Annotated in this window: 18 protein-coding genes; 5 read left to right on the top strand and 13 right to left on the bottom strand. The window is 67.6% G+C overall.

Going from position 1 to position 26,740, the window contains the following annotated elements; all coding sequences use genetic code 11:
- Window positions 1-374: 374 nt before the first annotated feature.
- Genes J9611_RS07405 through J9611_RS07395 form a run of 3 tightly spaced genes read right to left on the bottom strand, consistent with a single transcriptional unit; the run spans window position 375 to window position 7,925 of the window.
- Window positions 375-4,076 carry a 1,4-alpha-glucan branching enzyme gene (locus J9611_RS07405; RefSeq protein ID WP_211878975.1) on the bottom strand — a complete coding sequence of 1,234 codons (3,702 nt, stop codon included), beginning with the start codon at window positions 4,074-4,076 and terminating at the stop codon, window positions 375-377.
- Window position 4,077: 1 nt separating this feature from the next.
- Window positions 4,078-5,874 carry a maltose alpha-D-glucosyltransferase gene (treS, locus tag J9611_RS07400; RefSeq protein ID WP_211878974.1) on the bottom strand — a complete coding sequence of 599 codons (1,797 nt, stop codon included), beginning with the start codon at window positions 5,872-5,874 and terminating at the stop codon, window positions 4,078-4,080.
- On the bottom strand, window positions 5,871-7,925 hold the full coding sequence (locus J9611_RS07395; protein WP_211878973.1) for an alpha-1,4-glucan--maltose-1-phosphate maltosyltransferase: 2,055 nt from the start codon (window positions 7,923-7,925) through the stop codon (window positions 5,871-5,873). Before J9611_RS07395 ends, treS begins: the two co-directional genes overlap by 4 nt.
- Window positions 7,926-8,102: 177 nt before the next feature.
- Between J9611_RS07395 and glgP the strand changes: the two genes are divergently transcribed.
- Window positions 8,103-10,721, top strand: coding sequence for an alpha-glucan family phosphorylase (glgP, locus tag J9611_RS07390; protein ID WP_211878972.1), 2,619 nt, complete (start codon window positions 8,103-8,105; stop codon window positions 10,719-10,721).
- 143 nt (window positions 10,722-10,864) lie between these two features.
- Complete coding sequence (locus J9611_RS07385; RefSeq protein WP_211878971.1) at window positions 10,865-13,702, top strand: PEP/pyruvate-binding domain-containing protein; 2,838 nt, start codon at window positions 10,865-10,867, stop codon at window positions 13,700-13,702.
- 4 nt (window positions 13,703-13,706) lie between these two features.
- Here the strand turns inward: J9611_RS07385 and J9611_RS07380 are convergent, their stop codons facing one another.
- Both J9611_RS07380 and glgX read right to left on the bottom strand, forming a co-directional pair.
- Window positions 13,707-14,063: a barstar family protein gene (locus J9611_RS07380; RefSeq protein WP_211878970.1), complete on the bottom strand. Its 357-nt coding sequence runs from the start codon at window positions 14,061-14,063 to the stop codon at window positions 13,707-13,709.
- Window positions 14,064-14,154: 91 nt separating this feature from the next.
- On the bottom strand, window positions 14,155-16,269 hold the full coding sequence (gene glgX / locus J9611_RS07375; protein WP_211878969.1) for a glycogen debranching protein GlgX: 2,115 nt from the start codon (window positions 16,267-16,269) through the stop codon (window positions 14,155-14,157).
- 116 nt (window positions 16,270-16,385) lie between these two features.
- Between glgX and J9611_RS07370 the strand changes: the two genes are divergently transcribed.
- Window positions 16,386-17,198, top strand: coding sequence for a carbon-nitrogen hydrolase family protein (locus tag J9611_RS07370; protein ID WP_211878968.1), 813 nt, complete (start codon window positions 16,386-16,388; stop codon window positions 17,196-17,198).
- 567 nt (window positions 17,199-17,765) lie between these two features.
- Here J9611_RS07370 and rlmB read toward each other — a convergent pair.
- The 6 genes from rlmB to J9611_RS07340 form a co-directional block, all read right to left on the bottom strand.
- The gene (gene rlmB / locus J9611_RS07365) at window positions 17,766-18,752 is read right to left on the bottom strand and encodes a 23S rRNA (guanosine(2251)-2'-O)-methyltransferase RlmB (protein ID WP_211878966.1); all 987 of its coding nucleotides are present in this window, start codon (window positions 18,750-18,752) and stop codon (window positions 17,766-17,768) included.
- A gap of 133 nt (window positions 18,753-18,885) precedes the next feature.
- Entirely contained in the window at window positions 18,886-20,367 is a 1,482-nt protein-coding gene (cysS, locus tag J9611_RS07360) for a cysteine--tRNA ligase (RefSeq protein WP_211878964.1), read from the bottom strand.
- Window positions 20,368-20,425: 58 nt separating this feature from the next.
- A complete protein-coding gene (locus J9611_RS07355; RefSeq protein ID WP_211878962.1) occupies window positions 20,426-20,782 on the bottom strand; it encodes a hypothetical protein in 357 nt (118 codons plus the stop codon).
- Between the two features lie 140 nt (window positions 20,783-20,922).
- On the bottom strand, window positions 20,923-21,456 hold the full coding sequence (gene ispF, locus J9611_RS07350) for a 2-C-methyl-D-erythritol 2,4-cyclodiphosphate synthase (protein WP_372447770.1): 534 nt from the start codon (window positions 21,454-21,456) through the stop codon (window positions 20,923-20,925).
- Window positions 21,453-22,271: a 2-C-methyl-D-erythritol 4-phosphate cytidylyltransferase gene (gene ispD / locus J9611_RS07345; RefSeq protein WP_211878958.1), complete on the bottom strand. Its 819-nt coding sequence runs from the start codon at window positions 22,269-22,271 to the stop codon at window positions 21,453-21,455. The genes ispF and ispD overlap by 4 nt, the downstream gene beginning before the upstream one ends.
- Window positions 22,272-22,431: 160 nt before the next feature.
- Window positions 22,432-22,914, bottom strand: a complete 483-nt coding sequence (locus J9611_RS07340) for a CarD family transcriptional regulator (protein ID WP_024367191.1) — start codon at window positions 22,912-22,914, stop codon at window positions 22,432-22,434.
- A gap of 336 nt (window positions 22,915-23,250) precedes the next feature.
- Here J9611_RS07340 and J9611_RS07335 point away from each other — a divergent pair, with 336 nt between their 5' ends.
- Window positions 23,251-23,832 carry a hypothetical protein gene (locus J9611_RS07335; protein ID WP_211878979.1) on the top strand — a complete coding sequence of 194 codons (582 nt, stop codon included), beginning with the start codon at window positions 23,251-23,253 and terminating at the stop codon, window positions 23,830-23,832.
- 141 nt (window positions 23,833-23,973) lie between these two features.
- On the opposite strand, the gene J9611_RS07330 is transcribed toward J9611_RS07335, so the two are convergent.
- Window positions 23,974-24,654, bottom strand: coding sequence for a winged helix-turn-helix domain-containing protein (locus J9611_RS07330; protein WP_211878956.1), 681 nt, complete (start codon window positions 24,652-24,654; stop codon window positions 23,974-23,976).
- Window positions 24,651-25,895, bottom strand: coding sequence for a sensor histidine kinase (locus J9611_RS07325; RefSeq protein WP_211878977.1), 1,245 nt, complete (start codon window positions 25,893-25,895; stop codon window positions 24,651-24,653). The genes J9611_RS07330 and J9611_RS07325 overlap by 4 nt, the downstream gene beginning before the upstream one ends.
- Window positions 25,896-26,101: 206 nt before the next feature.
- Here J9611_RS07325 and phoU point away from each other — a divergent pair.
- The coding region (gene phoU / locus J9611_RS07320) for a phosphate signaling complex protein PhoU (RefSeq protein WP_211878954.1) at window positions 26,102-26,740 on the top strand (639 nt) is incomplete at its 3' end.

The following is a 26,740-nucleotide window of genomic DNA, read 5'->3' as shown; positions in this document are numbered from 1 at the left end:
CCAATCCATCATACAATAAACTGGTATCAACAAACTTGGCACACTATTGAGTTCTCAAACAACAGACACACCCGGCACCACCCGGACCCTTACGGTCCAGGCTCGCTCCGGAGCAACTTTTCAAACTTACCGGGCCGCTTCACCCTTGTCAAATCAACCGTCGATCGGCGGTTCCGACTCAGTCTTGCCGTAGGCTTCTGTGTCGTCCTTGCCGTTCAACTCCGGGGAGCAGCGCGGAAATAAACTCTACCACCACTTGGCGCTGGTGACAAAGCCGCCCCGACCAGGGCACCAAAAAGCCCGGAATCACGCGGATTCCGGGCTTTTCGGTGCGATGACCTGCAGGCTCCCTGCGGGCTTCGGCCGACGGGCAGCTAGCCCAGCGGCTTGAAGTATGCGGCGCCCAGCGGGGGCAACGTGACGGTGAGCGTCGCCGGCTGTCCGTCCAGGCCGCCGTCGGACGCTGTCAGGGTGCCGGCGTTCAGGACGCCCGAGCCGCCGTAGCTGGCGGCGTCGGTGTTCAACACTTCCTGCCAGCCGCCCGCGGACGGCACGCCGAGGAGGTAGTCGGGGTGCGGGCCGCCGGAGAAATTCACCGCACAGACCAGAGGGTTCCCTGCCGCATCGCGGCGGATGAAGGTCAGCACATTCCGGTCCGAGTCGCCGCCGTGGATCCACTGGAACCCGGCCGGGTCGTTGTCCTGCTCGTACAGGGCCGGCGTGGAGCTGTACAGCTCGTTCAGGTCCTTGGTGAGGAGCTGGATCCCGTGGTGCGCCGGGATGTCGGCGAGCCACCAGTCCAGGCCGTGCTGCTCCGACCATTCCGACTCCTGGCCGAACTCCGTGCCCATGAAGATCAGCTGCTTGCCCGGGTGTGCCCACTGGTAGCCCAGGAACGCCCGAAGGTTCGCCAGCTGCTGCCAGCGGTCCCCCGGCATCTTGCGCAGCATCGAGCCTTTGCCGTGCACAACCTCGTCGTGGCTGATCGGCAGGAGGAAGTTCTCCGTGTAGGCGTAGATCATCGAGAAGGTGATGGTGCCGTGGTGCCACTTGCGGTTGTAGGGGTCTTCGGCCATGTACTGGAGCGAGTCATGCATCCAGCCCATGTTCCATTTGATGCCGAAGCCCAGCCCGCCCTGGCTCGTGGGGGCCGTCACTCCCGGGAACGCCGTGGATTCCTCGGCGATCATGATGACGCCGGGGTGGGTCTTGTAGACCGTGGCGTTGACCTCCTGGATGAAAGCGATCGCCTCCAGGTTTTCACGTCCGCCGAAGCGGTTCGGCTGCCACTGCCCTTCCTCGCGTGAGTAGTCGAGATAGAGCATCGAGGCGACCGCGTCGACCCGCAGCCCGTCAATGTGGAATTCGTCGAGCCAGTAGAGCGCATTGGCCACCAGGAAGTTCCGGACTTCACGGCGTCCGTAGTCGAAGATGAGCGTCCCCCAGTCCGGGTGCTCGCCCAGGTTCGGGTCCGCGTGTTCGTACAGGGTTTCGCCGTCAAAGCGGGCCAGGGCCCACTCGTCCTTGGGGAAGTGCGCGGGAACCCAGTCCAGCAGCACGCCGATGCCCGCCAGGTGGAGCTCGTCGACCAGGTGCCGGAATTCGTCCGGGTGCCCGAAGCGTGATGTCGGGGCGAAATAGGACGTGACCTGATAGCCCCAGGAGCCGCCGAAGGGGTGCTCGGCCACCGGCATGAATTCCACGTGGGAGAAGCCCAGCCACTTGACGTACTCCACCAGCTCCTTGGCCAGTTCGCGGTAGCCCAGGCCGACCCGCCAGGAGCCGAGGTGGACTTCGTAGACGCTCATCGGCGCGTTGTGGGTGTCGCGGGTGGCCCGGGCCTCCATCCACTCGGCGTCCTTGAACGCATAGGAGGGCTCAACGACGCGGGACGCGGTCAGCGGCGGGATCTCGGTGCCGAACGCCAGCGGGTCCGCTTTCTCCACCCAGTGCCCATGCCGGCTCCTGATTTCAAACTTGTAGCACGCCCCTGCAAGAACGCCCGGGATGAACAGTTCCCAGACGCCGGAGGAGCCCAGGGAGCGCATGGAGTGTTCCTTGCCGCTCCAGCTGTTGAAGTCACCCTTGACCCGGATGGCCTGGGCGTTCGGGGCCCACACCGCGAAGGACACGCCGTCAACGTCGCCGAGGGCGGACTTGTAGTGCTGGACGTGCGCGCCGAGCACGTCCCAGAGCCGCTCGTGGCGGCCCTCGCTGATCAGGTGCAGGTCCACTTCCCCCACGGTCGGAAGGTAGCGGTAAGGGTCGTCGGCAGTAACCGGCGTGTGGTCCTTGTAGGTCACTTCAAGCCGGTAGTCGGGCACATGGCCGTGCTCGAGCGGCTCGAGAACGGCTACCCACACGCCGCCGGACTCGTGGGTCATGGGGAAGACGCCGGCCGCTGTGATGACGGAAACTGCTTCCGCCAGGTGTTTCACCACCCGGATCGTCACATGGCCGTGGTCATCCAGGTGCGCGCCCAGGACCGAATGCGGCGCGTGGTGCTCGCCGGACGCAACCCTTGCAAGGGTCTCCGCATCCACGGGGAGGGGGGCGCCGGGCCGATCGATACTTGTTGATCCTGTCATTTTGATACCTTCCGCTGCGGCTTCGGCGCGAACGCCGGAGCCTGTACTGCCGAGGAGACGACGTGCTGCATTTACCGGGATTGAAAGCCAGTCCGGCCTGTTCCGTAATTCATAGACAACTTCGTAGAGGGCCTTGTCCAGCCACAGCGCCGTGAAGAGCGGCGAGTCCCGGTCGATGGTTCCGGGCGTGACCTCCGCGTAGCCGGCCAGGAAGGCCTCGGCGCAGTCGTCCGCCCACGCCGCCGGCACCACGGTGCCCGGATGTTCCCGGACTGCCGCGCCGGCGGCATAGTCGAAGGACCGCAGCATCCCGACGACGTCGCGGAGCGGGACGTCGGGAAAATTGCGTTCCGAGATGGGCCGGAGCGGCTCCCCCTCGAAGTCCAGGATGGCCCAGCGCGGCGCCTTCCCGGCACCTCCCGGGACCTGGAGGATCTGGCCGAGGTGAAGGTCGCCGTGGATGCGCTGCAGGGGGCCGGCGCTGCCGCTAAGCCGCGCCAGCAGCCCCTCCAGCGCCTCGTCATAGGGGCCGACGGCGTTCCCGGCTTCGGCCCAGGAGCCGCGCACCCGCTCGGCTACTCCGGGTGCGATGTCCTGGCCCGGGGCGGATTCGGCGGCGCTACCGAGCGCCCCGGCCAGCCTGCGGTGCACCGTGGCCGTCGCAACGCCCAGCGCATGGGCCTCGGCGGTGAACGCGGCACCGCGGCTTGCCGCGTCGACGGCGAGCCGCCACGCGTCCAGGCCGCCGGCGAGGAACTCGTGGGCCACTGCGAGCTCGCCCTGCGCGGAGCGGATGGCGCCCTGCGCGGCCGCGGGGGTCTCCCATTCGCCGGTGACCCACCCGAGGGTCGCCGGAACTTCCATGGTGCCGCCGGCGGTCAGGGCCGCGCCGATTTCCACCTCCGGGTTCCGGCCCTCGGAGAGCACGCGGAAGAACTTCAGGATGGCGGCCGATCCGCCGTCGTCGACGATCACCGAACTGTTCGACTGCTCGCCGGAGAGCACCCGCACCGTGCCGCTGGCGAAGGGCAGGCGGTAGCCGGACTCCATGAGGTGGCCGGAGGCATGTCCCGACGGCGTGGTGCCGCGGCTGCGCATGAGGTCCAGGCACGCGGCGATGAAGGCGGGGTCGTGGACGCCGTCGTAGATCCAGCGGTGGCCCTCAGCCCCCGTTGCCTCCCCGATCAGTTCAGACTCCCCGGTCAGGGCCTCCCCGATCAGGGCCGACTCCGCACCGGCCAGGGGCGCGCGGCGGAAGCTGAGCGGGACCTGCACGACGTCGGTGCGGTTGCCGTGGGCCGTCGGGTAGCGGACCGCGACCAGCAACACCGCAAGCTCAGCGCCGCCGTCGCCCTGGCCGCCGGCCAGCCGCAGGGCGCCTGCCGGCTGAAAGGTGAACGCCGCGCTCTTGACCGGGAACCAGCGCTGGCGCGGGAGCCACGCCCCCAGCAGTTCACGGAGGGCGGGAGTCAGGGCAGGTCGGGTCATGTCAGCCTTCGAGGGACAGGATAGGCATCGCCTGGGTGAGGGGCGACGCCGGGTTGGAGGCGGCCGAACGGATCCGCAGCCAGAAGAAGTCGTGGCTTCCCAGGGTCAGCGTCAGCGTGCCGTCCTCGGCGATGGCGGGGAATGCCTGGCCGCCGAAAACGTCCCGCAGGCCCCGGCCGGAGTACTTGGGCACGCGGAGCGTGGTCGCCACCGGGTGCTGGGACAGGTTGAAGGCGCACAGGATGCTTTCGCTGTCCTCGCCGGCCGCGTTGCCTTCCGGCAGCTCCCGCAGATACGCGAGGACGACGTCGCGGTCGGCCTCGACGTGCTTGAATCCGCCCAGCCCGAAGGCGGGGTGGTTCTTGCGGACGCTGAGGATCTGCCGCGTCCAGCGCAGCAGCGAACCCGAATGGGCGGCCTCGGCCTCGACATTGGCCATGCTGTAGTTGTAGACCAGCGACTGGATCACCGGCAGGTACAGCTTCCCAGGGTCAGCGTTGGAGAACCCCGCGTTGCGGTCCGGATTCCACTGCATGGGTGTGCGGACGGCGTCGCGGTCTTCCAGCCAGATGTTGTCCCCCATGCCGATCTCGTCCCCGTAATACAGGAACGGGCTGCCCGGCAGGGACAGCAGCAGGGCATTGATGAGCTCGATTTCGGCCCGGGAGTTGTCCAGCAGCGGCGCCAGCCGGCGTCGGATGCCGATGTTGGCGCGCATCCGCGGATCCGGCGCATACCAGCCGAGCATGGCCGCACGCTCGTCGGCGGTGACCATTTCCAGCGTCAGCTCGTCGTGGTTGCGCAGGAACGTGCCCCACTGCGCGCCTTCGGGAATTTCCGGGGTGTCCTTCATCGTCTCGATGATGGGAGCGGCTTTCTGGTCCCGCAGCGCGTAGTACAGGCGCGGCATGATCGGGAAGTGGAAGGCCATGTGGCATTCAGGTTCCTCTTCGGTCCCGAAATACTCCACCACTTCGGCCGGCGGCTGGTTGGCCTCGGCGATGATCACCCGGCCGGGGTAGCTTTCGTCGACCATCCTGCGCAGCTTGCGGAGGAACTCATGGGTCTGCGGCAGGTTCTCGCAGTTGGTGCCCTCCTCCTCGAACAGGTACGGGATCGCGTCGGCGCGGAAGCCGTCGATTCCCTGGTCCAGCCAGAACCGCACGACGTCGAAGAGCGCGTCGATGACCTTGGGGTTTTCGAAGTTCAGGTCCGGCTGGTGGCTGAAGAAGCGGTGCCAGAAAAACTGCCGGCGGATCGGGTCGAAGGTCCAGTTGGATTCCTCCGTGTCCACGAAGATGATGCGGGCTTCCTGGTATTTCTCGTCCGTGTCGCTCCACACGTAGAAGTCGCCGAAGGGCCCGTCCGGGTCCCGGCGGGATTCCTGGAACCAGGGGTGCTGGTCCGAGGTGTGGTTCAGCGGCAGGTCGATGATCACGCGCACGCCGCGGGCATGGGCCTCCGCCACGAGCCGCTTGAAATCGCTGATGGTGCCGAACTCGTCCAGGACGGAGTTGTAGTCGGAGATGTCGTAGCCGCCGTCGCGGAGCGGGGACTGGAAGAACGGCGGCAGCCAGAGGCAGTCCACGCCCAGCCACTGCAGGTAGTCGAGTTTCTCGATGAGCCCGTGGAAGTCACCGGAGCCGTCACCGTTTCCATCCGCAAAGCCCCGGACCAGCACCTCGTAGAACACCGCCTTGCGGTACCACAACGGGTCGTGGTGCAGGCCGGGCGCGTTCAGTTCGAAGCTCGCCTTCGGGCTGAAGTGCTGGCTGGGGTTCTGCGGGCTGAAACTCACTGGCGCTCCCTCCGGATGCTCAGGATGTGCGCGGGCTCGACATGCGCATCCAGGCGGACGTAGTTGGACTCCCGCCATTCCCAGCTCTCGCCGCTCAGCAGGTCATCGACCATGAAGCCGCCGCTGCGCGTCAGATCCTCCGGATCAAGCCCCAGGGCCGCCAGGTCCAGCGAGACGGTGCTCTCCCGGGTGGAGTGCGGATCCAGGTTCACGACGATGATCAGGGTGTCCTTGGTGCCGTCCGGAAGGGTCTTGTGCTTGGAGTACACGATGGTGGCGTTGTCGGTGCTCTGGTGCACCGTCAGGTTCTGCAGGTCCCCCAGTGCGGGATGCTCGTGCCGGATGGCGTTGAGCCTGGTCAGGTAGGGGGCCAGGGTGCGGCCGGATTCCGCCGCCGCGTCCCAGTCCCGGGCCTTGTATTCGAATTTCTCGTTGTCGATGTACTCCTCGGCACCCGGCCGGGCCACGTGTTCGTAGAGTTCGTAGCCCGCGTAGACGCCCCAGCTCGGGCTCGCGGTCGCGGCCAGCACGGCACGGATCTTGAACGCGGCCGGGCCGCCGAACTGCAGGAAGTCGGTGAGGATGTCCGGGGTGTTCACGAAGAAGTTCGGCCGGAAAAACGCCGCGGATTCGTGGCTGACTTCCTGGAAGTACTCCTCCAGTTCCTCCTTGGTGTTCCGCCAGGTGAAGTAGGTGTAGGACTGCTGGAAGCCGGCGCGGCCGAGGGCATGCATCATGGCGGGGCGCGTGAACGCCTCGGCGAGGAAGATGACGTCGGGGTGCTTCTTGTTGACCTTGCCGATCAGCCATTCCCAGAACCACAGCGGCTTGGTGTGCGGATTGTCCACGCGGAAGATCTTCACGCCGTGGCTCACCCAGAGGAACACGATGCGGAGGATTTCCTGGGACAGGCCCGCGGGATCGTTGTCGAAGTTGAGCGGGAAGATGTCCTGGTACTTCTTCGGCGGGTTCTCGGCGTAGGCGATGCTGCCGTCCACGCGGGTGGTGAACCACTCCGGGTGGCTCTGGACCCAGGGGTGGTCCGGGGCGGCCTGCAGCGCCAGGTCCAGGGCGACTTCCAGTCCCAGCTCGCCGGCCCGCGCCACGAAGGCGTCGAAGTCCTCGAAGGTCCCGAGCTCCGGATGGATGGCGTCGTGGCCGCCCTCGCTGGCGCCGATGGCCCAGGGCGAGCCCGGATCGTGCGGGCCGGCCAGCAGGGTGTTGTTCGGGCCCTTCCGGTGCTGGATCCCGATCGGGTGGATCGGCGGCAGGTAGATGACGTCAAAGCCCATGCCGGCGACGGCGTCGAGGCGCTTCGCCGCCGTCCGGAAGTTCCCGGAGGTCCATTCCCCGGTTTCGTGGTGGCGGACGGCGCCCTCGGAGCGCGGGAAGAATTCGTACCAGGCGCCGCGGCCGGCGAGGTCCCGTTCCACCAGCAGTGGGTACTGCTCCGAGACGGTCACCTGGTCCCGGATCGGCTGGCGTTCGACGACGGCGGCCACCTCGGCGCTGAAGCCGGCGGCGAGCCGTTCCTCCGGGGTCAGCGACGGGTCCGACAGGACGACGACGGCCATCCGCAGCGTGCGCCGGTCAGACGACGGGCGGGCCGGGTCCTCGGAAGCCTCGGAGAGCAGGGCGGCGCCCTCCGCCAGCATCAGGTCGACGTCGATGCCCGCCTCCACCTTCACCTCGGCGTTGTGGTGCCAGGTGCCGTACCTGTCGTGCCAGGCCTCGATGACGAAGGACCAGTTGCCGGTGGCGGGCGGAGCCAGGAGCCCTTCCCAGCGGTCCGTGCCCTGGCCACGGGGGCCCCGGGGCGGCGCGAGCCGGACCCGCTGCCGCTCTTTTCCGCGGGGATCGAGGAGGACGGCGCTGACGCCGAGCTGGTCATGGCCTTCCCGGAAGGCCGTGGCGCCCACCACCAGGCTTTCCCCCACCGTGGCCTTGGCCGGGAATTTCCCGCCTTCGACGGCCGGCTGCACGGCGGTGATCGGAAAACGGCCAAAGCGAAGGCCATCCGTGATCAGGGCCTTCGGCTTTTGCTTGGACACGGCACTGGTTCGCGAGTTAGTCGTCACAGGCTCGACGTTATCTAGATTTCTCCCAGATTGCTAAGAATGCGCCCGTGTTCCGGTGGTTTCCGGATTTTCCCGGACGCCCTCCGTCATTTAGGGGAAAGAAACTCAAAGCAGTTCCGGGGCCCACACTTGTCCGTTAGTGTGTCGCTGGTGAAGGCAATCCGCAGATTTACCGTCCGAACCGTACTTCCCGAGTCCATCCGGCCGCTGGCCCGGCTCGCGACCAACCTACGATGGTCGTGGCACCGGCCAACCCGGGAGCTCTTCGAAGGGCTCAATCCCCGGATCTGGGCCGCGAGCAACCACGACCCGGTGAGCTTCCTGGGGCTGGTCAGCCGGGAAGAGCTGCAGCGTCTCGCGGCAGACATGGACGTCGTGAGCCGTGTCCACGCCGCCGCCGAAGACCTGGACCGGTACCTCGAGCAGCCCCGCTGGTACCAGAGCCTGGGCGACGGCGCGCCGTCGCGCATCGCCTACTTCTCGCCGGAATTCGGCATCACCGAAGTCCTGCCCCAGTACTCCGGCGGCCTGGGCATCCTTGCCGGCGACCACCTGAAGGCGGCATCGGACCTCGGCGTGCCGCTGATCGGCGTCGGCCTCCTCTACCAGGCCGGCTATTTCAAGCAGTCACTCTCGCGCGACGCGTGGCAGCAGGAAACCTACCCGGTCCTGGACCCGGACGGCCTGCCCCTGACGCTGCTGCGCGAGGCCTCGCCGGACGGCAACGGCAAGCCCATCCAGATCTCCCTGCCCCTCCCCCACGGGCGCCGGCTGCTGGCGCATGTGTGGCGGGCCGACGTCGGGCGTGTCCCGCTGCTGCTGCTGGACTCCAACGTTCCCGGCAATGACGACGCCGCCCGCGGCATCACGGACCGGCTGTACGGCGGCGGCGGTGACCACCGCCTCCAGCAGGAACTGCTGCTGGGCATGGGCGGCGTCAAGGCCCTGCGGGCGTTCCAGAAACTCACGGGCTGCCCTGCCCCCGAGGTGTTCCACACCAACGAAGGCCACGCCGGCTTCCTCGGCGTCGAGCGGATCCAGGAAATGATGTCCGCGGAGGAGCCGCTGACCTGGGAAGAAGCGCTCGCCGCCGGACGGGCCTCGACGGTGTTCACGACCCACACGCCCGTGCCGGCCGGCATCGACCGCTTTGAAACCTCGCAGATCCAGCACTTTTTCGACGCCGGGCTGGCGCCGGATGTCCCGGTGGCCAAGATCCTGGACCTGGGCCGGGAAAGCTACGCGGACGGCAACCCCTTCGTCTTCAACATGGCGGTCATGGGCCTCCGCCTGGCTCAGCGGGCCAACGGCGTCGCCAAGCTGCACGGCGTGGTGTCCCGCGGGATGTTCTCCGCCCTCTGGCCGGGATTCGACCAATCGGAGGTGCCCATCACCTCCGTCACCAACGGCGTGCATGTCCCGACCTGGGTGGACCCGCGCATCTCGAAGCTTGCCCGCGAGCAGTTCGGCTCCGAGGCCGAGTCCCAGGGCCGCTGGGACCTCGCCTACGACGTCAGCGACGAGGACGTCTGGGCGCTGCGCCGGGAGATGCGGGTGTCCCTGGTCGAAGACGTCCGGCGCCGCCTGCGGGCCGCCTGGAAGAAGCGCGGCGCTGCCGACGCCGAGCTGGCCTGGACGGACTCGGTGCTTGATCCGGACATCCTGACCATCGGCTTTGCCCGGCGTGTGCCGACCTACAAGCGGCTCACCCTGATGCTCCGCGAACCCGAGCGGCTCAAGGCCCTGCTGCTGCACAAGACGCACCCCATCCAGCTGGTCATCGCGGGGAAGTCGCACCCGGCCGACGACGCGGGCAAGAAAATGATCCAGGAACTGGTCCGCTTCACCGACGACCCCCAGGTCCGGCACCGGATCGCGTTCCTGCCCAACTACGACATCGCGATGGCCCGCACGCTGTTTCCGGGCTGCGATGTGTGGCTCAACAACCCGCTGCGTCCGCTGGAGGCCTGCGGAACCTCCGGCATGAAGGCCGCCCTGAACGGTTCACTGAACCTTTCGGTGCTGGACGGCTGGTGGGACGAGATGTACGACGGCGAAAACGGCTGGGCGATTCCGACCGCCAACAACGACGCCTCCCCCGAGGAACGCGACGATATCGAGGCCGCGGCGCTCTACGAGCTCCTCGAAAAGCAGGTGGCACCCCGGTTCTACGGGTTGACCACCGCCGACGATGCGGGGGCCGCCGGCCCCTCGCAGTCCGGGCCGCAGAAGGTCCCCACCCATTGGGTGTCGATGATCAAGCACACCATTTCCCACCTGGGGCCGGCCGTTTCCGCGGACCGGATGCTCAAGGACTACGTCAACGTCCTGTACCGGCCTGCAGCCATCGCCGGACGACACGCCGTGGCGGACAACTACGCCCAGGCGAAGGACCTCGCTGCGTGGACCTCCCGGGTCCGGGCCGCGTGGCCCCAGATCCAGGTGGAGCATGTGGACTCCGTGGGGGTCTCCGAAGACCCGCAGATCGGCGACCTGCTCCAGGTGAACGCGTACGTGGACCTGACGGACCTTTCTCCGGACGATGTGTACGTCGAGGTGGCCTATGGCCGGGCCGAGGACAGCGACGAACTGGCGGACATCACCGTCGCGGAGCTGAAGGCCGCGGAGAGCCTGGACAAGGGCCGCCACCTCTTCACCGGCACCCTCGTGATCGACCGCTCCGGATCGTTCGGCTACACGGTCCGCGTGCTCCCCAAGCACGAGGCCCTGGCGTCCAAGGCCGAGCTTGGCCTGATCGTCAACGCCTAGGGCTGTAAACCGCAGGCCGCCCGGGCGCCGTCCCCGGCGGCCGGCGCAGCCATGGCCTCCGGCCGCCGGCGTGCCAGTATGTTGGGCATCAGGCTCAATGAACGCGGCCCAGCTCCGGGCACGGGCAGAATGGACGCACGGTCGTGACATACATCAGCAATTTCGGCGATGTGGGACAGGGCGACGTCGCCGCGGCCGGCGGCAAGGGCGTGGGGCTGGCCGGTCTCCTCCGGGCCGGGGCGCCGGTCCCGCCGGGGTTCGTGTTGAACACCGCGGCTTACGCGGCTTTTGTGGATGCCAATCACCTCGGGCCGGGCATCCAGGAGCTGGCCGCACTGTCGCCGCAGGCGGCGCCGCAGGACTACGAGGATGCCTCCGGGCGGATCCGCGCCCTGTTCACCGGCGGCACCATGCCGGCTGTGATCGCAGCCGAACTCGGCGCTGCCTACGGGCATCTCGGCAATGGTCTCAGCAGCGGTCCCGGCAACGGTCTCAGCAGCGGCGGTCCAGCCGTGGCGGTCCGATCCTCCGCCACGGCCGAGGACCTCGCCTCGGCCAGCTTCGCCGGGCAACAGGACACCTACCTCAACGTCCGCGGGGCGGAGGCCCTGGCCGCGGCAGTGACCGGCTGCTGGGCTTCGCTGTGGACAGCGCGCGCCATGGCCTACCGGGCCCGTGAAGGCATCGGACCGGGCGCGGTCCGCCTCGCGGTGGTGGTCCAGCGGATGGTCGAGGCCGAGGCGGCCGGAGTCATGTTCACCGCCAATCCGGCCAACGGGCGCCACGACCAGATCGTGATCAGTGCCGCGTGGGGCCTGGGCGAATCCGTGGTCAGCGGAACGGTCACCACGGATGACGTCGTCGTCGAAGCAGCGACGGGCCGCGTGCTGTCGCGGCGGACGGCAGACAAGGAGGTCATGACTGTCTACGCGGACCGCGGCACCCGGGAGCAGCCGGTGCCGGCGGCACGCCGTCACCAGGCCGTGCTGGACGACCGGGCGGCGGCCGCGCTTGCCCGCTATGGAACACGGATTGCGGATCATTTCGGGGCGCCGCAGGACATCGAGTGGGCACGGGCCGGCGGCGAATTCTTCATCCTGCAATCCCGGCCCATCACCGCGCTGCCTGAACCGGCGGCCGATACCCCGGATACCTGGGCGGTGCCCTACCCGAACGGGATGTACTTCCGGGCGAGCATCGTGGAACAGCTGCCCGACCCCCTCTCGCCGCTGTTCGCCGACCTCATCGACGGCTCGGTGGCCCGGTCGCTGGGAGCCTTGATGGCAGAGGCCATCGGCAAGAACGTCATCCGCCGGGACGACGTGGGACTGCCCACCATCAACGGCTACGCCTACTACTACTACCGCACCTCGGGAATGTGGCGGGTGATGGGCAGGTCACTGACGGCGGTACGCGCGCTGGTTCGCGGCAAGGCGCACATGGGAGTGGCCGGCTGGCGGGAATTCTCCCACCCCCGCTACGAACGGATCATTGCGGACTGGTCGGCGAAGCCCGTCGGGGAGCTCCCGGGGCAGGAACTGCTGGCGGGAGTGCAGGCGCTGCTGGACGCCGGGACCGTTTACTACACGGCCGTGCAGTCGATCATTCCGATCGCAGCGACGAGCGAAATCTCGTTCCGGGCGTACTACGACAAACTCGTCCGGCGTGACGGAGATCCACCGGCCGAGACGTTTCTCCTCGGCTACGACAGCGAGCCCATCCGGGCCGAGAAGTCGCTGTACGACCTGGCAGCCTGGGCCCGGGGAGTGCCCGGGCTGGCACCTGCGATTCTCAGCGCACCGGCAACGGCGCTGGCCGAGTCGCAGCGCACCGGGTCTGCTCCTGCCGGCATGGATCCGGCGCGGTGGCAGCAGTGGCGTTCCCGGTTCCAGGACCACCTCGCCCGGTTCGGCCATGCGGTCTACAACCTCGACTTCCTCAGCCCCGTGCCGGCCGACGATCCCGCGCCGTTGCTGGAGACGGTGAAGTTCTACCTGCGGGGACAGGGCAATGACCCGCACGAGCGCCAGCGGCTGTCCGCCGCCCGCAGGGAGGACCAAACCGGCAGAATGGTCGCCAGGCTCGGCCGGAGCCGCAGGGCCGGGTTCCTCCGGTTGCTCCGGTGGGCGCAGAAGGCCGCCCCGATCCGCGAGGATGCCCTGGCCGACGTCGGCCTGGCGTGGCCGCTGATGCGGCGGATGCTGCTCGAACTCGGGGAACGGCTGGTTGGCTCCGGTGTCATCGCCGGTCCCGCCGACGTGTTCTGGCTGCGCCAGCAGGAGCTGCGGAGCGCCGTCGAGTTCGGCCTCGCCGCGCCGCGGGCCGGCGAAGCCCCGGGAAGCCAGAAAACCAAGGGCGTTCCGGAACCGATGGGCGCATCGGCGGCAGTGGCCATTACCGGAGCGGAACGGCCCGTCCGCGCCGACGCCGTCGAGGAGCGCAAGATGCTTTGGCGGGGCCAGGCCAGGGCCGCTGCCCCGCAGCTGCTGCCGGAGAGCCGGTGGATGGAGCGGATCTTCGGGGGGATGATGCCGGCAGGCTCGCAGGACCAGCACGGCGACGTCATCAAGGGGATCGGCGCGAGCTCGGGCCGGGTCAGCGGTCCGGCCCGGGTCCTGGGCGGGCCCCAGGACTTCTCGCAGATGGTGCCCGGCGAGGTTCTGGTTGCCCGTATCACCACCCCTGCCTGGACCTCACTGTTCGCGATGGCCTCGGCCGTGGTCACCGACGTCGGCGGCCCGTTGAGCCACAGCTCCATGGTGGCCCGGGAGTACGGCATCCCGGCGGTGCTCGGCACCGGAGTGGCCACCCAGCGGCTTACCAGCGGCCAGCAGATCCGCGTCGACGGCGACGCCGGCACCGTCACGATCGAGCACCCTGCCGTTACGCAGGGGCCGGGACAGGCCGCCCCCCGCCCGTTACCCTCAATAGCCGGCGGGCGGGGTGGCACAGCGCCGCAGCCCCCGTGCGATGTCGCGTAGGAGGCTACAGGCAGACGGCGATCACGGCCAGGTTCTTCCCGGCATAGCTCTCGGCGTCCTGGAGGATCTCGCAGATGACTCCGAAGGAGCGGTCGGCGCGGAAGGCGGCCGGCACCTGCCAGATGAGTGTGAGCGGCGGCTCGCCGTCATCCGCGACCGCGTCCGCGAAGTCATGCAGCGAATCGTTGAGGGCGTCAAGGTTGACGCCATAGTGCTCCGGGAACTGCAGGGTCTCGCCGAACGTCTTCAGCACGGCTTTCCTGGTGTCCGCCGCGGGGATGACGACGGCGCGGCGGCCGGCGTCGTCGATCTGCTCCCGCAGCTCTTCGAGGGTCCAGGTGTCTGCCGAGTAGATCTTCATGGATTCCCCGCCACAAGTCCGGCCAGCAGGGCGATGAAGGCAAGAAGTTTCGCGGACTTCCCCATTGCGTGAATCCTCGCTGTGGACCGGATCAGGTGCGGTAGATGTTGATGGTGTTGGCCTGGACCACGTCACGCTCGCCGGAGGAGACGCGTACGCCCTGGCGCCGGTCGTTCAGTTCAGAGGTTGTCATCCGCAGTTCGAAGAGCCGGTGGCCGGTGCCGTCCTCATTGTTCAGCAGCGGCAGCGTCACCTTGACGTCCTCGGCGCCGCCGTTGACCACCACGAGACCGATCACTTCGCCGTCGTCGGAGCCGAGCAGGAGCTGGACCACACGGTGGCGGTGGTCCTCCCAGCTGTCCCCGGACATCGGCGCGCCGCTCGCATCGAACCAGTGGAAGTAGGCCTGGTTTTCGCGCGCCGGATAGTCGTGCGGCTGGCCGGCGAGGAACTCCTTGCGCAGCCGGATCACGCGCTTGGTGACGCGCAGCATCGCATGGGATTGCGGGGTGCTGGTCCAGTCGATCCAGGAGATGGGGTTGTCCTGGCAGTAGGCGTTGTTGTTGCCCTGCTGGGTCCGGCCGATCTCATCGCCCGCGGTGATCATGGGCACGCCCAGGGAGGTCATGAGCGAGGTCATCAGGTTGCGCCCGGTCTGGGCCCGCCGGGCAAGGACGTCCTCGTCCTCTGTGGGGCCCTCGAAGCCGTGGTTGTAGCTGCGGTTGTCGCCATGGCCGTCACGGTTCTGCTCGCCGTTGGCCTCGTTGTGCTTGCGGTCGTAGGACATCAGGTCAGCCAGGGTGAATCCGTCGTGGGACGTGATGAAGTTGACGGAGGCGAGCCTGGATCTCCCGGACGGTTCGAAAAGGCCGGCGGAGCCGGACAGCGCGTCGGCGAGGCGCGCGACCGAGCCGCCGTGCCCCCCGGCGTCGATCGCCGCACGGTCGGCGAGCCAGAAGCTGCGGACCGCATCGCGGAAGTGATCGTTCCAGTCGACCCAGCCGGCGGGGAAACGCCCGGTCTGCCAGCCGCCGTAGCCCACATCCCAGGGCTCGGCGATCAGCTTGGTTCCGGACAGCACCGGATCGGCGGCGACGGCAACCAGGAACGGGTGCCGCGGATCGAACTCGTTGGCGGCGTTGCGGCACAGCGTCACGGCAAGATCGAAACGGAAGCCGTCGATGTGGAACTCGGTCACCCAGTACCGCAGGGAGTCCAGCACCAGCTGGACCACGCGCGGCTCCGCAAAGTTCAGGCTGTTCCCGCAGCCCGTGGTGTCCACATAATTGCCGTGCCCGTCATTGCGGTAGTACTGCATCTCGCCCAGGCCGCGGAAGCTCAAGGTCGGGCCGTCGGGGCCGCCCTCGGCCGAGTGGTTGTAGACCACATCGAGGATGACCTCCAGGCCGGCGGCGTGCAGCAGCTTGACCATGCCCTTGAACTCGTCCTGGACTGCTTGGGCGCCGGCCGCCTGCGCCGCCCGGGTGGCGTAGCCGGGGTGCGGGGCGAAGAACGCGGCAGTGTTGTAGCCCCAGTAATTCGTCAGCCCCAGGTTCTGCAGGTGCGGTTCGTCCACATGGAAATGGACCGGCAGGAGCTGGACCGAGGTGATGCCCAGCGCGACCAGGTGCTCGATCATGGCCGGATGGGCCATGCCCGCGTAGGTTCCCCGCAGGTGTTCCGGAATGTCCGGGTGCAGCATGGTCTGGCCGCGGACGTGCGCCTCGTAGATGATGGTGTTCCGCCACGGAACGCGGGGCCCGCGGTCCGCGCCCCAGTCGAAGCCGGCGGCCATCCGGACGCTGGTGATGAAATCGTCGCGCTCGTCCACGCCCCGGCCGTAGGGGTCCAGCAACAGCGGCTGCGCGCCGTCGAGGTCAAAATCCATGGTCGGCATCGAGAGCGGAAGGGCCTCATGGTGCGGGGAGGCCCGGAAACCGTACCGCGACCCCGCGGGAATGCCCTCCACGATGCCGTGGTGGACACCGTCGGTCACGTTGGGCAGGGTTTGCAGCTGCCAACTGCCCCCGGGTGCCTGGTAGGCGATCTCCAGGGTGGTCACGCCCGGTGCGTAGGCAGCCACATTGGCGAACGCACCCCGAGGGTCGTCCGTTGCCGGGGATCCGGTGCGCGGTGCGCTGATTCCCAGCGGAAAGGCACGTGAGGCGTCTACGGTGGAAGCTGTATCTATAAAGGGCATGACCATTGCTTAGAGCGTAGCCGGGCCGATGAAACGGCCCGTATTTTCGTTTTGCTGACGATGTGAAGTGTACGGAATAGTTGCGCTGCATACTTAAATGAAGCGCCGAATTGGAGGTAAATGTGCGGGTTGCACTGGCTCAGGTCGTCACCGGCCGTGATCTTGCCGGAAATCTGGCCCTCGTGGAGGACTACGCCCGCCAGGCCAAGGCAGGGGGTGCGGAGCTGGTCGTGTTCCCCGAGGCTGCCATGCGCGCCTTCGGCAATTCGCTGCTGGACATCGCCGAACCCTTGGACGGGCCATGGGCCTCACGCGTGCGTGCCGTCGCGGCGGAGCTCGGAATCGTGATCGTGGCCGGCATGTTCACGCCGGGGACGGCCTCCGATGGCAGCGGTGTGCGCAAGGTGCGCAATACCCTGCTGGTCACCGGCCCGGGAGTGGAGACCAGCTACGACAAAATCCATCTCTTCGACGCCTTCGGCTTCGCGGAATCGGACACGGTCGATGCCGGCTCCGAGCCCGTCACCTTCGGGCTCGGCGGCATGACGTTCGGCCTTGCCACCTGCTACGACATCCGCTTCCCGGACCTGTTTACCGAAAACGCGGACCGGGGCGCCGAGGTGAACATTGTGTGCGCCTCCTGGGGTTCAGGCCCGGGCAAGGCCGATCAGTGGAAGCTGCTGGCCCGCGCCCGCGCCGCGGATTCCACTACGGTGGTCCTCGCCTGCGGCCAGGGCGATCCGGCGAGCCAGGGCCTCCCGGTTCGCGGCTCTGCGCCGACCGGCGTCGGGCATTCCGTGGTGGTGTCCCCGTTCGGGGACGTGCTGGCAGAGCTCGACGGCGGCCCGGGCCTGCTGTTCGCGGAGCTGGACGCCGGCGTCGTGAAGGAAGCCCGCGCCAAGCTCCCGGTCCTGGCCAACCGCCACAGGTTCTAGACGCTCCCGCTTGGCGCTCGCCGTGGTCGCCGCCGCGGACACCGGCGCCCTGCCGTCGCTTTGGCGGCCAGCTGTGGTCACCTCCGCGTGCACCGGCGCCCTGCAGTCGCTTAGACACCTCCCGACGCTTTCTCCGGCCGCGGGCGGCCTCCGAAAGCTCTGGTCGGCGATGCGCTCCTTTGCAGGACCCCGGCGCCCGCTCGATATCAGGGCACCACGCGCTGGGGTGCTTCAGCGAAGAACGCTGCCTCACCTTTCGCTCCTTAAAGGCAAACGCTCTCTCACCTTTCGCACGGCAAAGCCAAACGCTCCCTCACGAGACGTGAGGGAGCGTTTGCCATCCACCCGCGAAAGGTGAGGGAGCGTCAGAGTCGGAACCGGAGTTTTGCTAAGGAGCGCATCGCCGACCAGAGACGGTGGAGGCCGCCCGCGGCCGGAAGCGTCGGCGGGAGGTGTCTAAGCGACGGCAAAACTGCGGTGACGGCGGACTGAACCAGGATGGCAAAACTCCGGTTACGGTGGACCCAACCACAACTCCGGTGACGGCGGACTGAACCGCAGCCGGGACTACTTGGCGGCGCGCTGGCGGGAGATCTCGTAGAGGGAGATGCCGACGGCCATGGAGGCGTTGAGGGATTCCATCGCGGAGTCGATCGGGATGGAGACGATCTGGTCGCAGTTTTCGCGGACCAGCCGGCTCAGGCCCTTGCCCTCTGAACCGACCACGAGGCACACCGGCTCGGTGGCCAGGGCGAGGTCCGGCAGCGAGACGTCGCCGTCGCCGTCGAGTCCCAGGACGTAGATGCCCATGTTCTTGAAGGCCTTGAGCGTGTTGTTGAGGTTGGCGGCACGCGCGACCGGCACACGGACTGCCGCGCCGGCGCTGGTCTTCCAGGCCGATGCCGTGACGCCGACGGAGCGGCGTTCCGGGACGACCACGCCGTGGCCGCTGAAGGCCGAGACGGAGCGGATGATGGCGCCGAGGTTGCGCGGATCCGTGATGCCGTCCAGCGCGACGAAGAGCGGGGCGTTGGCGACGTGGCCACGCTTCCAGGCCTCGAGGGTCTCTTCGGCGAGTTCGTACGCGTCCTGGTACTCGTAGGGCGGGATCTGCAGCACGAGCCCCTGGTGGATGGCGTCATCGGTCATCCGGTCGAGCTCGGGCTTGCCGGTTTCCAGCAGCGGGATACCGCGCTCGGCGGCCAGCTTGAGGGATTCCTTGACGCGGTCGTCCATCTCGATCCGGATGGCAACGTGCAGTGCCTTCGCGGGGATACCGGCGCGCAGGGCCTCGACGACGGAGTTGCGGCCGGTGACGACTTCCTCGGTGGCGCGGCCCTTGGGGCCCGAGCGGGCGCCGGGGTTGCGGGCGCCCGTTCCGCGCTTGGCCTCGGACCGCTCCGCGAGCTGCTTGTTCTTATGGGCCTTGTGGTACGGGCGGTCCTCCGCCTTGGGAGTGGGACCCTTGCCTTCCAGAGCCTTGCGGCCGTGACCGCCGGTACCGACGGTGGGGCCCTTCTTCAGTTTGACTGACCGGCGACCGTTGTTGGCCATGAGTTTCACCCTTTTAACTACGCGATTTGTTGATAAGCCTGACCTCCAGTCTACTGACTCGAGTTAAATCCACGACCGCGGGCCGGGGCAGTGGCCCCCGCAGGGACCGGAGGCGGCGCTGTGAAAGCCTGCGTCAGCCGCGCTTGAGGCTCCAGCTCGCCCCGTCCGTCCCGTCCTCGACGACGACGCCGGCAGCGGCGAGGGTGTCCCGGATGGCGTCGGAGGCGGACCAGTCCTTGTTGGCCCGGGCCGCCGCCCGGGCGGCCAGCTGCGCCTCGACCAGGACGCCGAGGGCAGTGGTGCTCTGTTGGTCGGCAGCCGGGGCCGGGGTGTCGTTGAGGCCAAGGACAGCGAGCATGCCGGTGACCGAGGCGAGTGCCCGCCGGGCGGCGTCGAGGTCCCCGGCGGTGAGGGCGGTGTTGCCTGCGCGGACGGTGTCGTGCAGCACGGCCAGTGCCTGCGGGACGTTGAGGTCATCGTCCATGGCGGCCGCAAACCCGTCCGGCACGGCTCCGCCGGTTGCCGGAGTACCGGTTGCCGGAGCGCCGGTTTCCGGAGCGCCGGGGACTGCCCTGGCGGCGCGGGCAATGAAGCCGTCGATCCGCTCCACCGCGGCCGCGGCCTCCTGCAGCGAGGTGGGCTGGTAGTCCAGCACGGAACGGTACTGGGCCTGCCCGAGGTAGTACCGGACCACCCGCGGCGGGGCCTGCTCCAGCATCTCCCCGGGGCTGACCGTGTTTCCGACGGATTTGGACATCTTTTCGCCCCCGTAGGTGACCATGCCGTTGTGCATCCAGAAGTTGGCGAAGCCATGGCCGGCCGCCTGGGACTGTGCCATCTCGTTCTCGTGGTGCGGGAAGCGCAGGTCCAGCCCGCCGCCGTGGATGTCGAACTCGGCGCCGAGGTATTTGCCCGCCATCGCGGAGCATTCGAGGTGCCAGCCGGGCCGGCCGGCGCCCCACGGCGAGGCCCAGCTCGCCGTCGCCGGCTCCCCCTCCTTGTACCCCTTCCAGAGTGCAAAGTCCCGGGGGTCCTTTTTCCGGTTGCTGAATTGCGGCTCGACGTCCGCGGCGCCCTGCATGTCATCGATGTTCTGCCGCGTCAGGGAGCCGTACTTGTCCCACGAGCGCACGTCGAAGTACACGTCGCCGGAATCGTCGAGGGCCAGGTAGGCGTGGCCGCGGTCGATCAGCTGCTGGATCAGGGTGTGCATCTCCGGGATGTGGCCGGTGGCCCGCGGCTCATAGGTGGGGCGGGAGACGCCGAGCGTGTCGTAGGCCTTGAGGAATTCCTGCTCGTACCGGTAGGCCAGGGCCCACCACTCCTCGTCGCGGACGGCGCCGGGCTCGTCGTCGAAGTCCGGCCCGAAGGAGGAAGCGGACTTCGCCAGGATCTTGTCGTCGATGTCGGTGATGTTGCGGACGGCGGTGACGCGGAAGCCGCGGTACTGCAGCCAGCGGGTGAGCTGGTCGAAGGCGATGGCGGAGCGGATGTGCCCGACGTGGGGCATGCCCTGCACCGTGGCCCCGCAGTAGTACAGGCTTACCTTGCCCGGTATCAGGGGGACGAAGTCGCGGACTTCGGCGGATGCTGTGTCATAGAAGCGCAGGGTCACCGCTCCAGATTAGCCGATGGGCCGTTCCGCGCTGACCTGCGGCCCGGCCGGGGCGCGACTACTTGCAGTACTCGCCGATCTTGTTGATCTGGTCCCTGAGCTGGGCCGTCTGCTCAGCCGTCTGGGTTCCCTGCGGGCTGTCCGCCACCTGCTTCATGATGTCCGCCATCTTCTGGATCGGTTCCCCCACCTCCGGGGCGACCTTGTCCGCCACTTCCTGGTAGTGCTTGGAGATCCCGGCCGCCTTTTCCTGCGGGCTGCCGATAGGCGCGAAGGTGTCCGTGTTGAGGAATTTGCAGCTGTCCGGGACGCTCATTCTCGGCGTCGTCGTCGGGGCAGGTGTCGTCGCGGACCCGGCGCAGCCGGTCAGCAGCAGTCCTGCCAGAAGCACGACGGCGGGGAGCAGCTTTTTCACGGAAGTCTCCTGGTGAGTGCGGAAGGGAGTTGTCCCATAAGCGTAGGGGACGCGGGGCGGGCCGGGCAGGGCCGTTCAGCATGGACGCCCGGGCCGGTCCGCCGGGACAGGTCCGCCCTGGCCCATACCGTGGCGGATCCTTAGCCGGCCGGGTAGACGAGCGCCGTGGCCACGGCCGAGATGCCTTCGCCGCGGCCGGTGAAACCGAGCCCGTCGCTGGTGGTGGCCGAGACGCTCACCGGCGCCCCGGCGGCCTCGCTCAGGACCCGTTGGGACTCCTCCCTGCGCGGTCCGAACTTGGGCCGGTTGGCCACGAACTGCACGGCGATGTTTCCGATCTCGAATCCCCTGGCGCGGACGATCCGGGCAGCCTCGGCGAGCAGGGTCGCCCCCGAGGCCCCGGCGTACTCGGGCCGGTCGGTGCCGAAATGCGTGCCGAGATCTCCGGCCCCGCACGCCGAGAAGAGCGCGTCGGCGGCAGCGTGGGCCACCGGGTCGCCGTCGGAATGACCGGACAGTCCCCGCTCGCCGTCCCAGAACAGGCCGCCGAGCCACAGGGGCTGCGGCTCATTCTCGGCGGCGTAGGCATGGACATCCATGCCGATCCCCGTCCGCGGGATGACGGGGCTGGGGATGACGGCACTGGGGGCGGCCGGTGTTTCGGACATGCTCATCCTTCCACCCAGCGTGTGCCCAGGGGGCCCTCGAGGAGCCCCTCGGCGATGATCAGGTCCAGCGGCGTGGTGATCTTCAACGACTGGCTGGCCCCGCGCACTGCGTGGACGGGGACGCCCAGCAGCTCGACCAGCATCGCGTCGTCCGTCACCGCGGCGGCCTGGCCGGCGTCGAATCCGGCCGCCGCCTCGTGGGCGCGTTGGAGCGTGGCAAGGTCAAAGCCCTGCGGGGTCTGCACCGCCCGCAGCGTTTCCCGGGGCGCTGTTCCGGTGACCAGTTCCGGGGCGACCGCCGCGCCGTCGCCGGTGGTCGGCTCCACGGTCTTGACGGTATCCACCACGGGTATCACCGGGATGACGGCGACGGCCCCCGCGCAAAGGGCCTGGAACACGCGGTGGAAGACGGACTCCGGTGCCAGGGCGCGGGCTGCATCGTGGATCAGGACGGCCTGCGTGCCCGGCAGCAGGGCTGCCATCGCGGCGCGGACAGACTCCGCACGGCTGGTCCCGCCGTCGACGACGGTCACCGCGGGCAGCTGCACGCCCTCCCCGGACGCGGCGGTGAGCCGGTGCTCCGCCTTGAGGTCCTGCGCGAAGGATTCGCAAAGTGCCTGAAGCTCCGGGTCCCCCGGCGGAATGGCAACGCAGATCTGCCGGGCGATCCCCGCCTCGGCGACGCCCCGCAGGGCGTGGATGAGGATGCTGTCTCCGCCGAGCGGCACCTTTGCCTTGGGCATTCCGTAGCCCAGGCGCTGGCCGGAACCGGCGGCCACGACGATGACCGCGGTGACGGGATTTGTCGATGCTGTGTTCATGCGCACAACACTACGTCCCCGCTTCCCGGCGCCGCCCAAGTAGCTCGCAGTTGTTGTCGTTTTGGGTGCTCAAAACGACAACAACTGCGAGCCAGTTGGGGATTTTTGGGCAAAAAGAAACCCGGCGGCCGCTACGCCACCGGGGTTCGATTCTTGGTGCTCAGGAAGCCAGGACTTCGTCGAGAACGCTTGCTGCCTTCTCTTCATCCGTCTTTTCAGCCAACGCCAGTTCTGAGATCAGAATCTGGCGGGCCTTGGCCAGCATGCGCTTTTCACCTGCGGAGAGGCCCCGATCGTGATCACGGCGCCACAGGTCGCGTACGACCTCTGCGACCTTGATGACATCGCCGGAAGCGAGCTTCTCCAAGTTTGCCTTGTATCGACGCGACCAGTTGGTGGGTTCTTCAGTGAACTCGGCCCGCAGCACTTCAAATACGTGCTCCAGACCTTCCTTGCCCACTACGTCCCGGACACCGACTAGGTCTACGTTTTCTGCTGGAACTTCAATGGTCAGATCACCCTGAGCCACCTTGAGCTTGAGATACATCTTCTCTTCGCCCTTGACAGTGCGCATCTTGATTTCTTCAATTTTGGCTGCACCGTGGTGAGGGTAAACTACTGTCTCGCCGACCTCAAAAACCATGTGGACATTCCCCTTTCCCGGGGACCAGTTTATCACGATTAAGGCATATGACTGCCATGGATCGATCCCGGAAACCCCGTCAATCCGCGGAAAATGCCCCATTCCACCCCCTCAAACCCCTTGACGGATGCAGATAATAGTGCATGTCTCGCCCGCTGCCAAGAGTCCGCCGCTACGCCAGCCGATCGCCGGGCAGGCGCCAGGCGGCCGCCGGCCGCCGCTTCCCCGACGCCAATGTGTACTGCCGGAATCCTTGTTTCAGGCCGAGTGCGGATAGGCTATGGCTGAATAATGTTCCAAGACTCTCAAGGAGTGCGTGACGTGCGTTTCACTGCGATGAACCGGGGCCAGCGCGGCAAGCTGGCAATGGCAACGGCTGCACTTGGTATCGGCCTGCTGTCGGTAACCGGCTGCGGCTACATCAACCCCCAGCAGACCTCCACGCAGTACTCTGCGTCGGACGGAACGCGTACGGACCTCGGCCCGCTGCAGCTCCGCAACTTCCTGATCGTGTCCGACGGCGAGAACAAGCCGGGCCGCGTGATCGGTGCCGTCTACAACTCCTCGTCCAGCGATGTGAAGCTGACCATCAGCGGTGCTGGCGGCTCGCAGACCCAGGTGCCTGTCAAGAAGAATTCCTACACCCTGCTGAACGACTCCACGCCCGAGGCGATCCTCAGCGACACTGGTGCCAAGCCGGGTTCCGTCCTCGAGGTCACGATCTTCGAAGACGGCACCAGCCAGAAGGCGAAGTTCAAGGTTCCGGTCATGGACTCGACGATCGTCGATTACAAGAAGTACCTGCCCACTCCGGAGCCGACCAGCTCGAGCACGGCCACGCCGTCCTCGACGACGTCCCCGGCTGCGCCGGGCACGGCCACGGGCACGGCCACGCCGAGCAGCACCGCCGGCCACTAGCTTCAACGAAAAGGAGGGACACCCTGACCGGGTGTCCCTCCTTTTTCATGTCCTCGGTCTGATGTCCCGAGCCCTCCGTGCCGGCGCAGCCCGGCCTGCTCAGCCGTGCCGGTTCAGCCCGGCCGGTTCAGCCCGGCCGCTTCAGGGTTCAAACTTGTAGCCCAGCCCGCGGACGGTAATCAGGTACCGCGGCGCCGAGGGATCCGGCTCGATCTTGCTGCGCAGCCGCTTGACGTGGACGTCCAGGGTCTTGGTGTCGCCTACATAGTCCGAGCCCCAGACCCTGTCGATCAGCTGCCCCCGGGTCAGCACGCGGCCGGAGTTCCGCAGCAGCATTTCCAGGAGCTCGAATTCCTTCAACGGCAGGGAGACCTGCTCGCCTCCGACGCTGACCACATGCCGCTCGATGTCCATCCGGACAGGTCCGGCGTGCACCGTGCTGGGGACCAGTTCCTCGGGCTCGCCCTGGCGGCGCAGCACGGCCCGGACCCTGGCGACGAGCTCGCGGGAGGAGTACGGCTTGGTGACGTAGTCATCGGCCCCCAGCTCCAGTCCCACAACCTTATCGATTTCCGAGTCCTTCGCCGTCAGCATGATCACCGGGACGGAGGAGCGCTGCCGCAGTTGGCGGCAGACTTCCGTGCCGGACTGGCCGGGCAGCTGCAGGTCCAACAGCACCAGGTCGGCGCCGTTGCGGTCGAATTCGGTGATCGCATCGAGTCCGTTGTCGACGACCTCGACCTCGAACCCTTCCTTGCCCAACAGATAGGACAGGGGGTCGCTGAACGACTCTTCGTCCTCGACAATCAGAATCCTGCTCAAGCGGTGGCTCCTTGCTCATGGACGCCTGCGGCGTCTCGTCTGTATGGTCCAGCGGGCGGGCCGGCGGGCGGGGTGCGGGGCTGGGCCGCGGGCTTGCGTGCGTCGGCGGCATCGCCGCTGTCCTGGCCTTCCAGCTCTGGAAGCCGGATGGTGAACGTGGAGCCCTGCCCGGGCTGTGACCAGAGGGTCACCTCGCCGCCGTGGTTGGAAATGACGTGTTTGACAATGCTCAGGCCCAGGCCCGTACCGCCGGTGTGCCGCGAACGTGCCGCGTCCACGCGGTAGAAGCGTTCGAAGACGCGTTCCTGGTCCTCGGCACTGACTCCCTCGCCCTGGTCGGTCACCGACACGGACACCAGGCCCGCCTTGGATCGTATGCCGATCCCGACCCTGGTGTTTTCCGGGGAGTAGCGGATGGCGTTGTCGATGAGGTTCCGCAGCGCCGTGACCAACAGATCCTGGTCACCATAGACCATGGCGTCCGCCTGGCGTCCGACGACGAGGTGGATGTTCTTGCTCTCGGCCGGCAGCTGGGAACGGTCCACGGCCTCGGCCACCACAGCGTTGATATCCACCGGGCGTCCCTGCTGGGCGACATTGGCGCCCTGGAGCCGGGAGAGTTCGATGATGTCCTGGACGAGCGCCGCGAGCCGCGCGGATTCCTTGTGCATGCGCTTGGCGAACCGCCGGACCGCCTCGGGATCGTCCGCGGAGGACTCGAGTGCCTCGGCCAGCAGCGAGATGGCCCCGACCGGGGTCTTCAGCTCATGGGAGACGTTGGCAACGAAGTCGTTCCGGATTTCCTCGGTGCGGATGAATTCGGTGCGGTCATCGGCCAGCAGGAGGATATATTCCGCGGCGATCATGGCCGCCCGGACCTGGACGACGATGGTGCCCTGGCCGAGGGGGCCCCGGGGCAGCTCGAGCTGCTTCTCGAGGATGACGCCGTCCCGCCGCACCTTGGCCGTCATTTCCAGCAGTTGCTGGTGCACCACCGTGTGGCCGCGCACCAGACCGTAGGCGTAGGCCGCGGGGCTGGCCCGGACCACGCCGTCGATCGCGTCCAGCACGACGAAGGCCCGGCCGACGACGGCCAGGACCTCCGCGGCCCCCTCCGGGAGCGGGAGATCCTCGAACTCGACGTCCACGAGATGCCGCTGCTGCTCGCTGACCCTGAAGGCGAGCACGCCGAAGATGCCAAGCGACAGGCCGATCAGGCCGGCGATTACGCCGATAAGCATGGGATCCACGGCTCCAGCTTATGCTCTGAGCTTTGGCGGAAACCGTAATCTCCTGCTATTCGTGCAGTGGTTCAGCTAACGTTCACCTATTGGGGCGGTACAGTTCACCGGACACTGGGAGAGTCGACAGTTGGAGCGCCGCAACAGTGAACCGAATCAGGGCCGCCGCTGTGGTGGCCGGCAGTTTCCGAGGAGAGGACGCACACGTGCGTAAGGTTTTTCAGGAGGAGCTCACCCAGGTGGGGGAACAGCTCATCGAAATCTCAAAGCTGGTCAGTGAGGCCATCGAGAAGGCAACCACGGCCTTCGAAGGCGCCGACATCGACCTGGCCGAGGACGTCATTGCCGCCGATGCCCGGATCGATTTCCTGCAAAACAGCCTCGACGAGCGCGCGATCGACATCCTCGCGCTGCAGGGCCCGGTGGCCAGCGACCTGCGCATGATCGTGGGATCGCTGAGGATGAGCGCTTCCCTGGAGCGGATGGGCGACCTCGCCCGGCACCTCGCGCAGCTCGCACGGCTCCGCTACCCGGCGACCGTCGTTCCGGCCCAGCTGCGGGAGACGTTTAAGAGCTTCGCCGAGCAGGACCTGCTGATCGCCGACAAGCTCACCGTGCTGCTGGAAACCCGTGATCTTGAGGTTGCCCGTGACATCATGAAGGCAAACGGCGCCATCAACGACCTGCACCTGAGCGTCTTCAAGACCATCGCCCGCAGCGACTGGCAGGAATCCCCGGCCACGACCGTCGACGTCGCCCTCGCCAGCCGCTACTTCGAGCGCTTCGCCGACCACGGCGTCTCCGTCGCCCAGAAGGTCACCTACCTGGTCACCGGCGCCTGGCAG

It is taken from the genome of Pseudarthrobacter albicanus (assembly GCF_018224015.1).
Lineage (GTDB): Bacteria > Actinomycetota > Actinomycetes > Actinomycetales > Micrococcaceae > Arthrobacter > Arthrobacter albicanus.
The sequence above is the reverse complement of the archived record's forward strand: the minus strand, read 5'-3'. Positions and strand labels throughout refer to the sequence as shown.

Bases quoted from the DNA above. Each gene is read 5' to 3' on its own strand.
- J9611_RS07340 (WP_024367191.1), bottom strand. From the start codon at position 22,914: ATGGTTTTTGAGGTCGGCGAGACAGTAGTTTACCCTCACCACGGTGCA.
- ispD (WP_211878958.1), bottom strand. From the start codon at position 22,271: ATGAACACAGCATCGACAAATCCCGTCACCGCGGTCATCGTCGTGGCC.
- J9611_RS07380 (WP_211878970.1), bottom strand. From the start codon at position 14,063: ATGAAGATCTACTCGGCAGACACCTGGACCCTCGAAGAGCTGCGGGAG.
- glgX (WP_211878969.1), bottom strand. From the start codon at position 16,269: ATGGTCATGCCCTTTATAGATACAGCTTCCACCGTAGACGCCTCACGT.
- J9611_RS07325 (WP_211878977.1), bottom strand. From the start codon at position 25,895: ATGCTTATCGGCGTAATCGCCGGCCTGATCGGCCTGTCGCTTGGCATC.
- ispF (WP_372447770.1), bottom strand. From the start codon at position 21,456: ATGAGCATGTCCGAAACACCGGCCGCCCCCAGTGCCGTCATCCCCAGC.
- J9611_RS07405 (WP_211878975.1), bottom strand. From the start codon at position 4,076: ATGACCCGACCTGCCCTGACTCCCGCCCTCCGTGAACTGCTGGGGGCG.
- rlmB (WP_211878966.1), bottom strand. From the start codon at position 18,752: ATGGCCAACAACGGTCGCCGGTCAGTCAAACTGAAGAAGGGCCCCACC.
- J9611_RS07335 (WP_211878979.1), top strand. From the start codon at position 23,251: ATGAACCGGGGCCAGCGCGGCAAGCTGGCAATGGCAACGGCTGCACTT.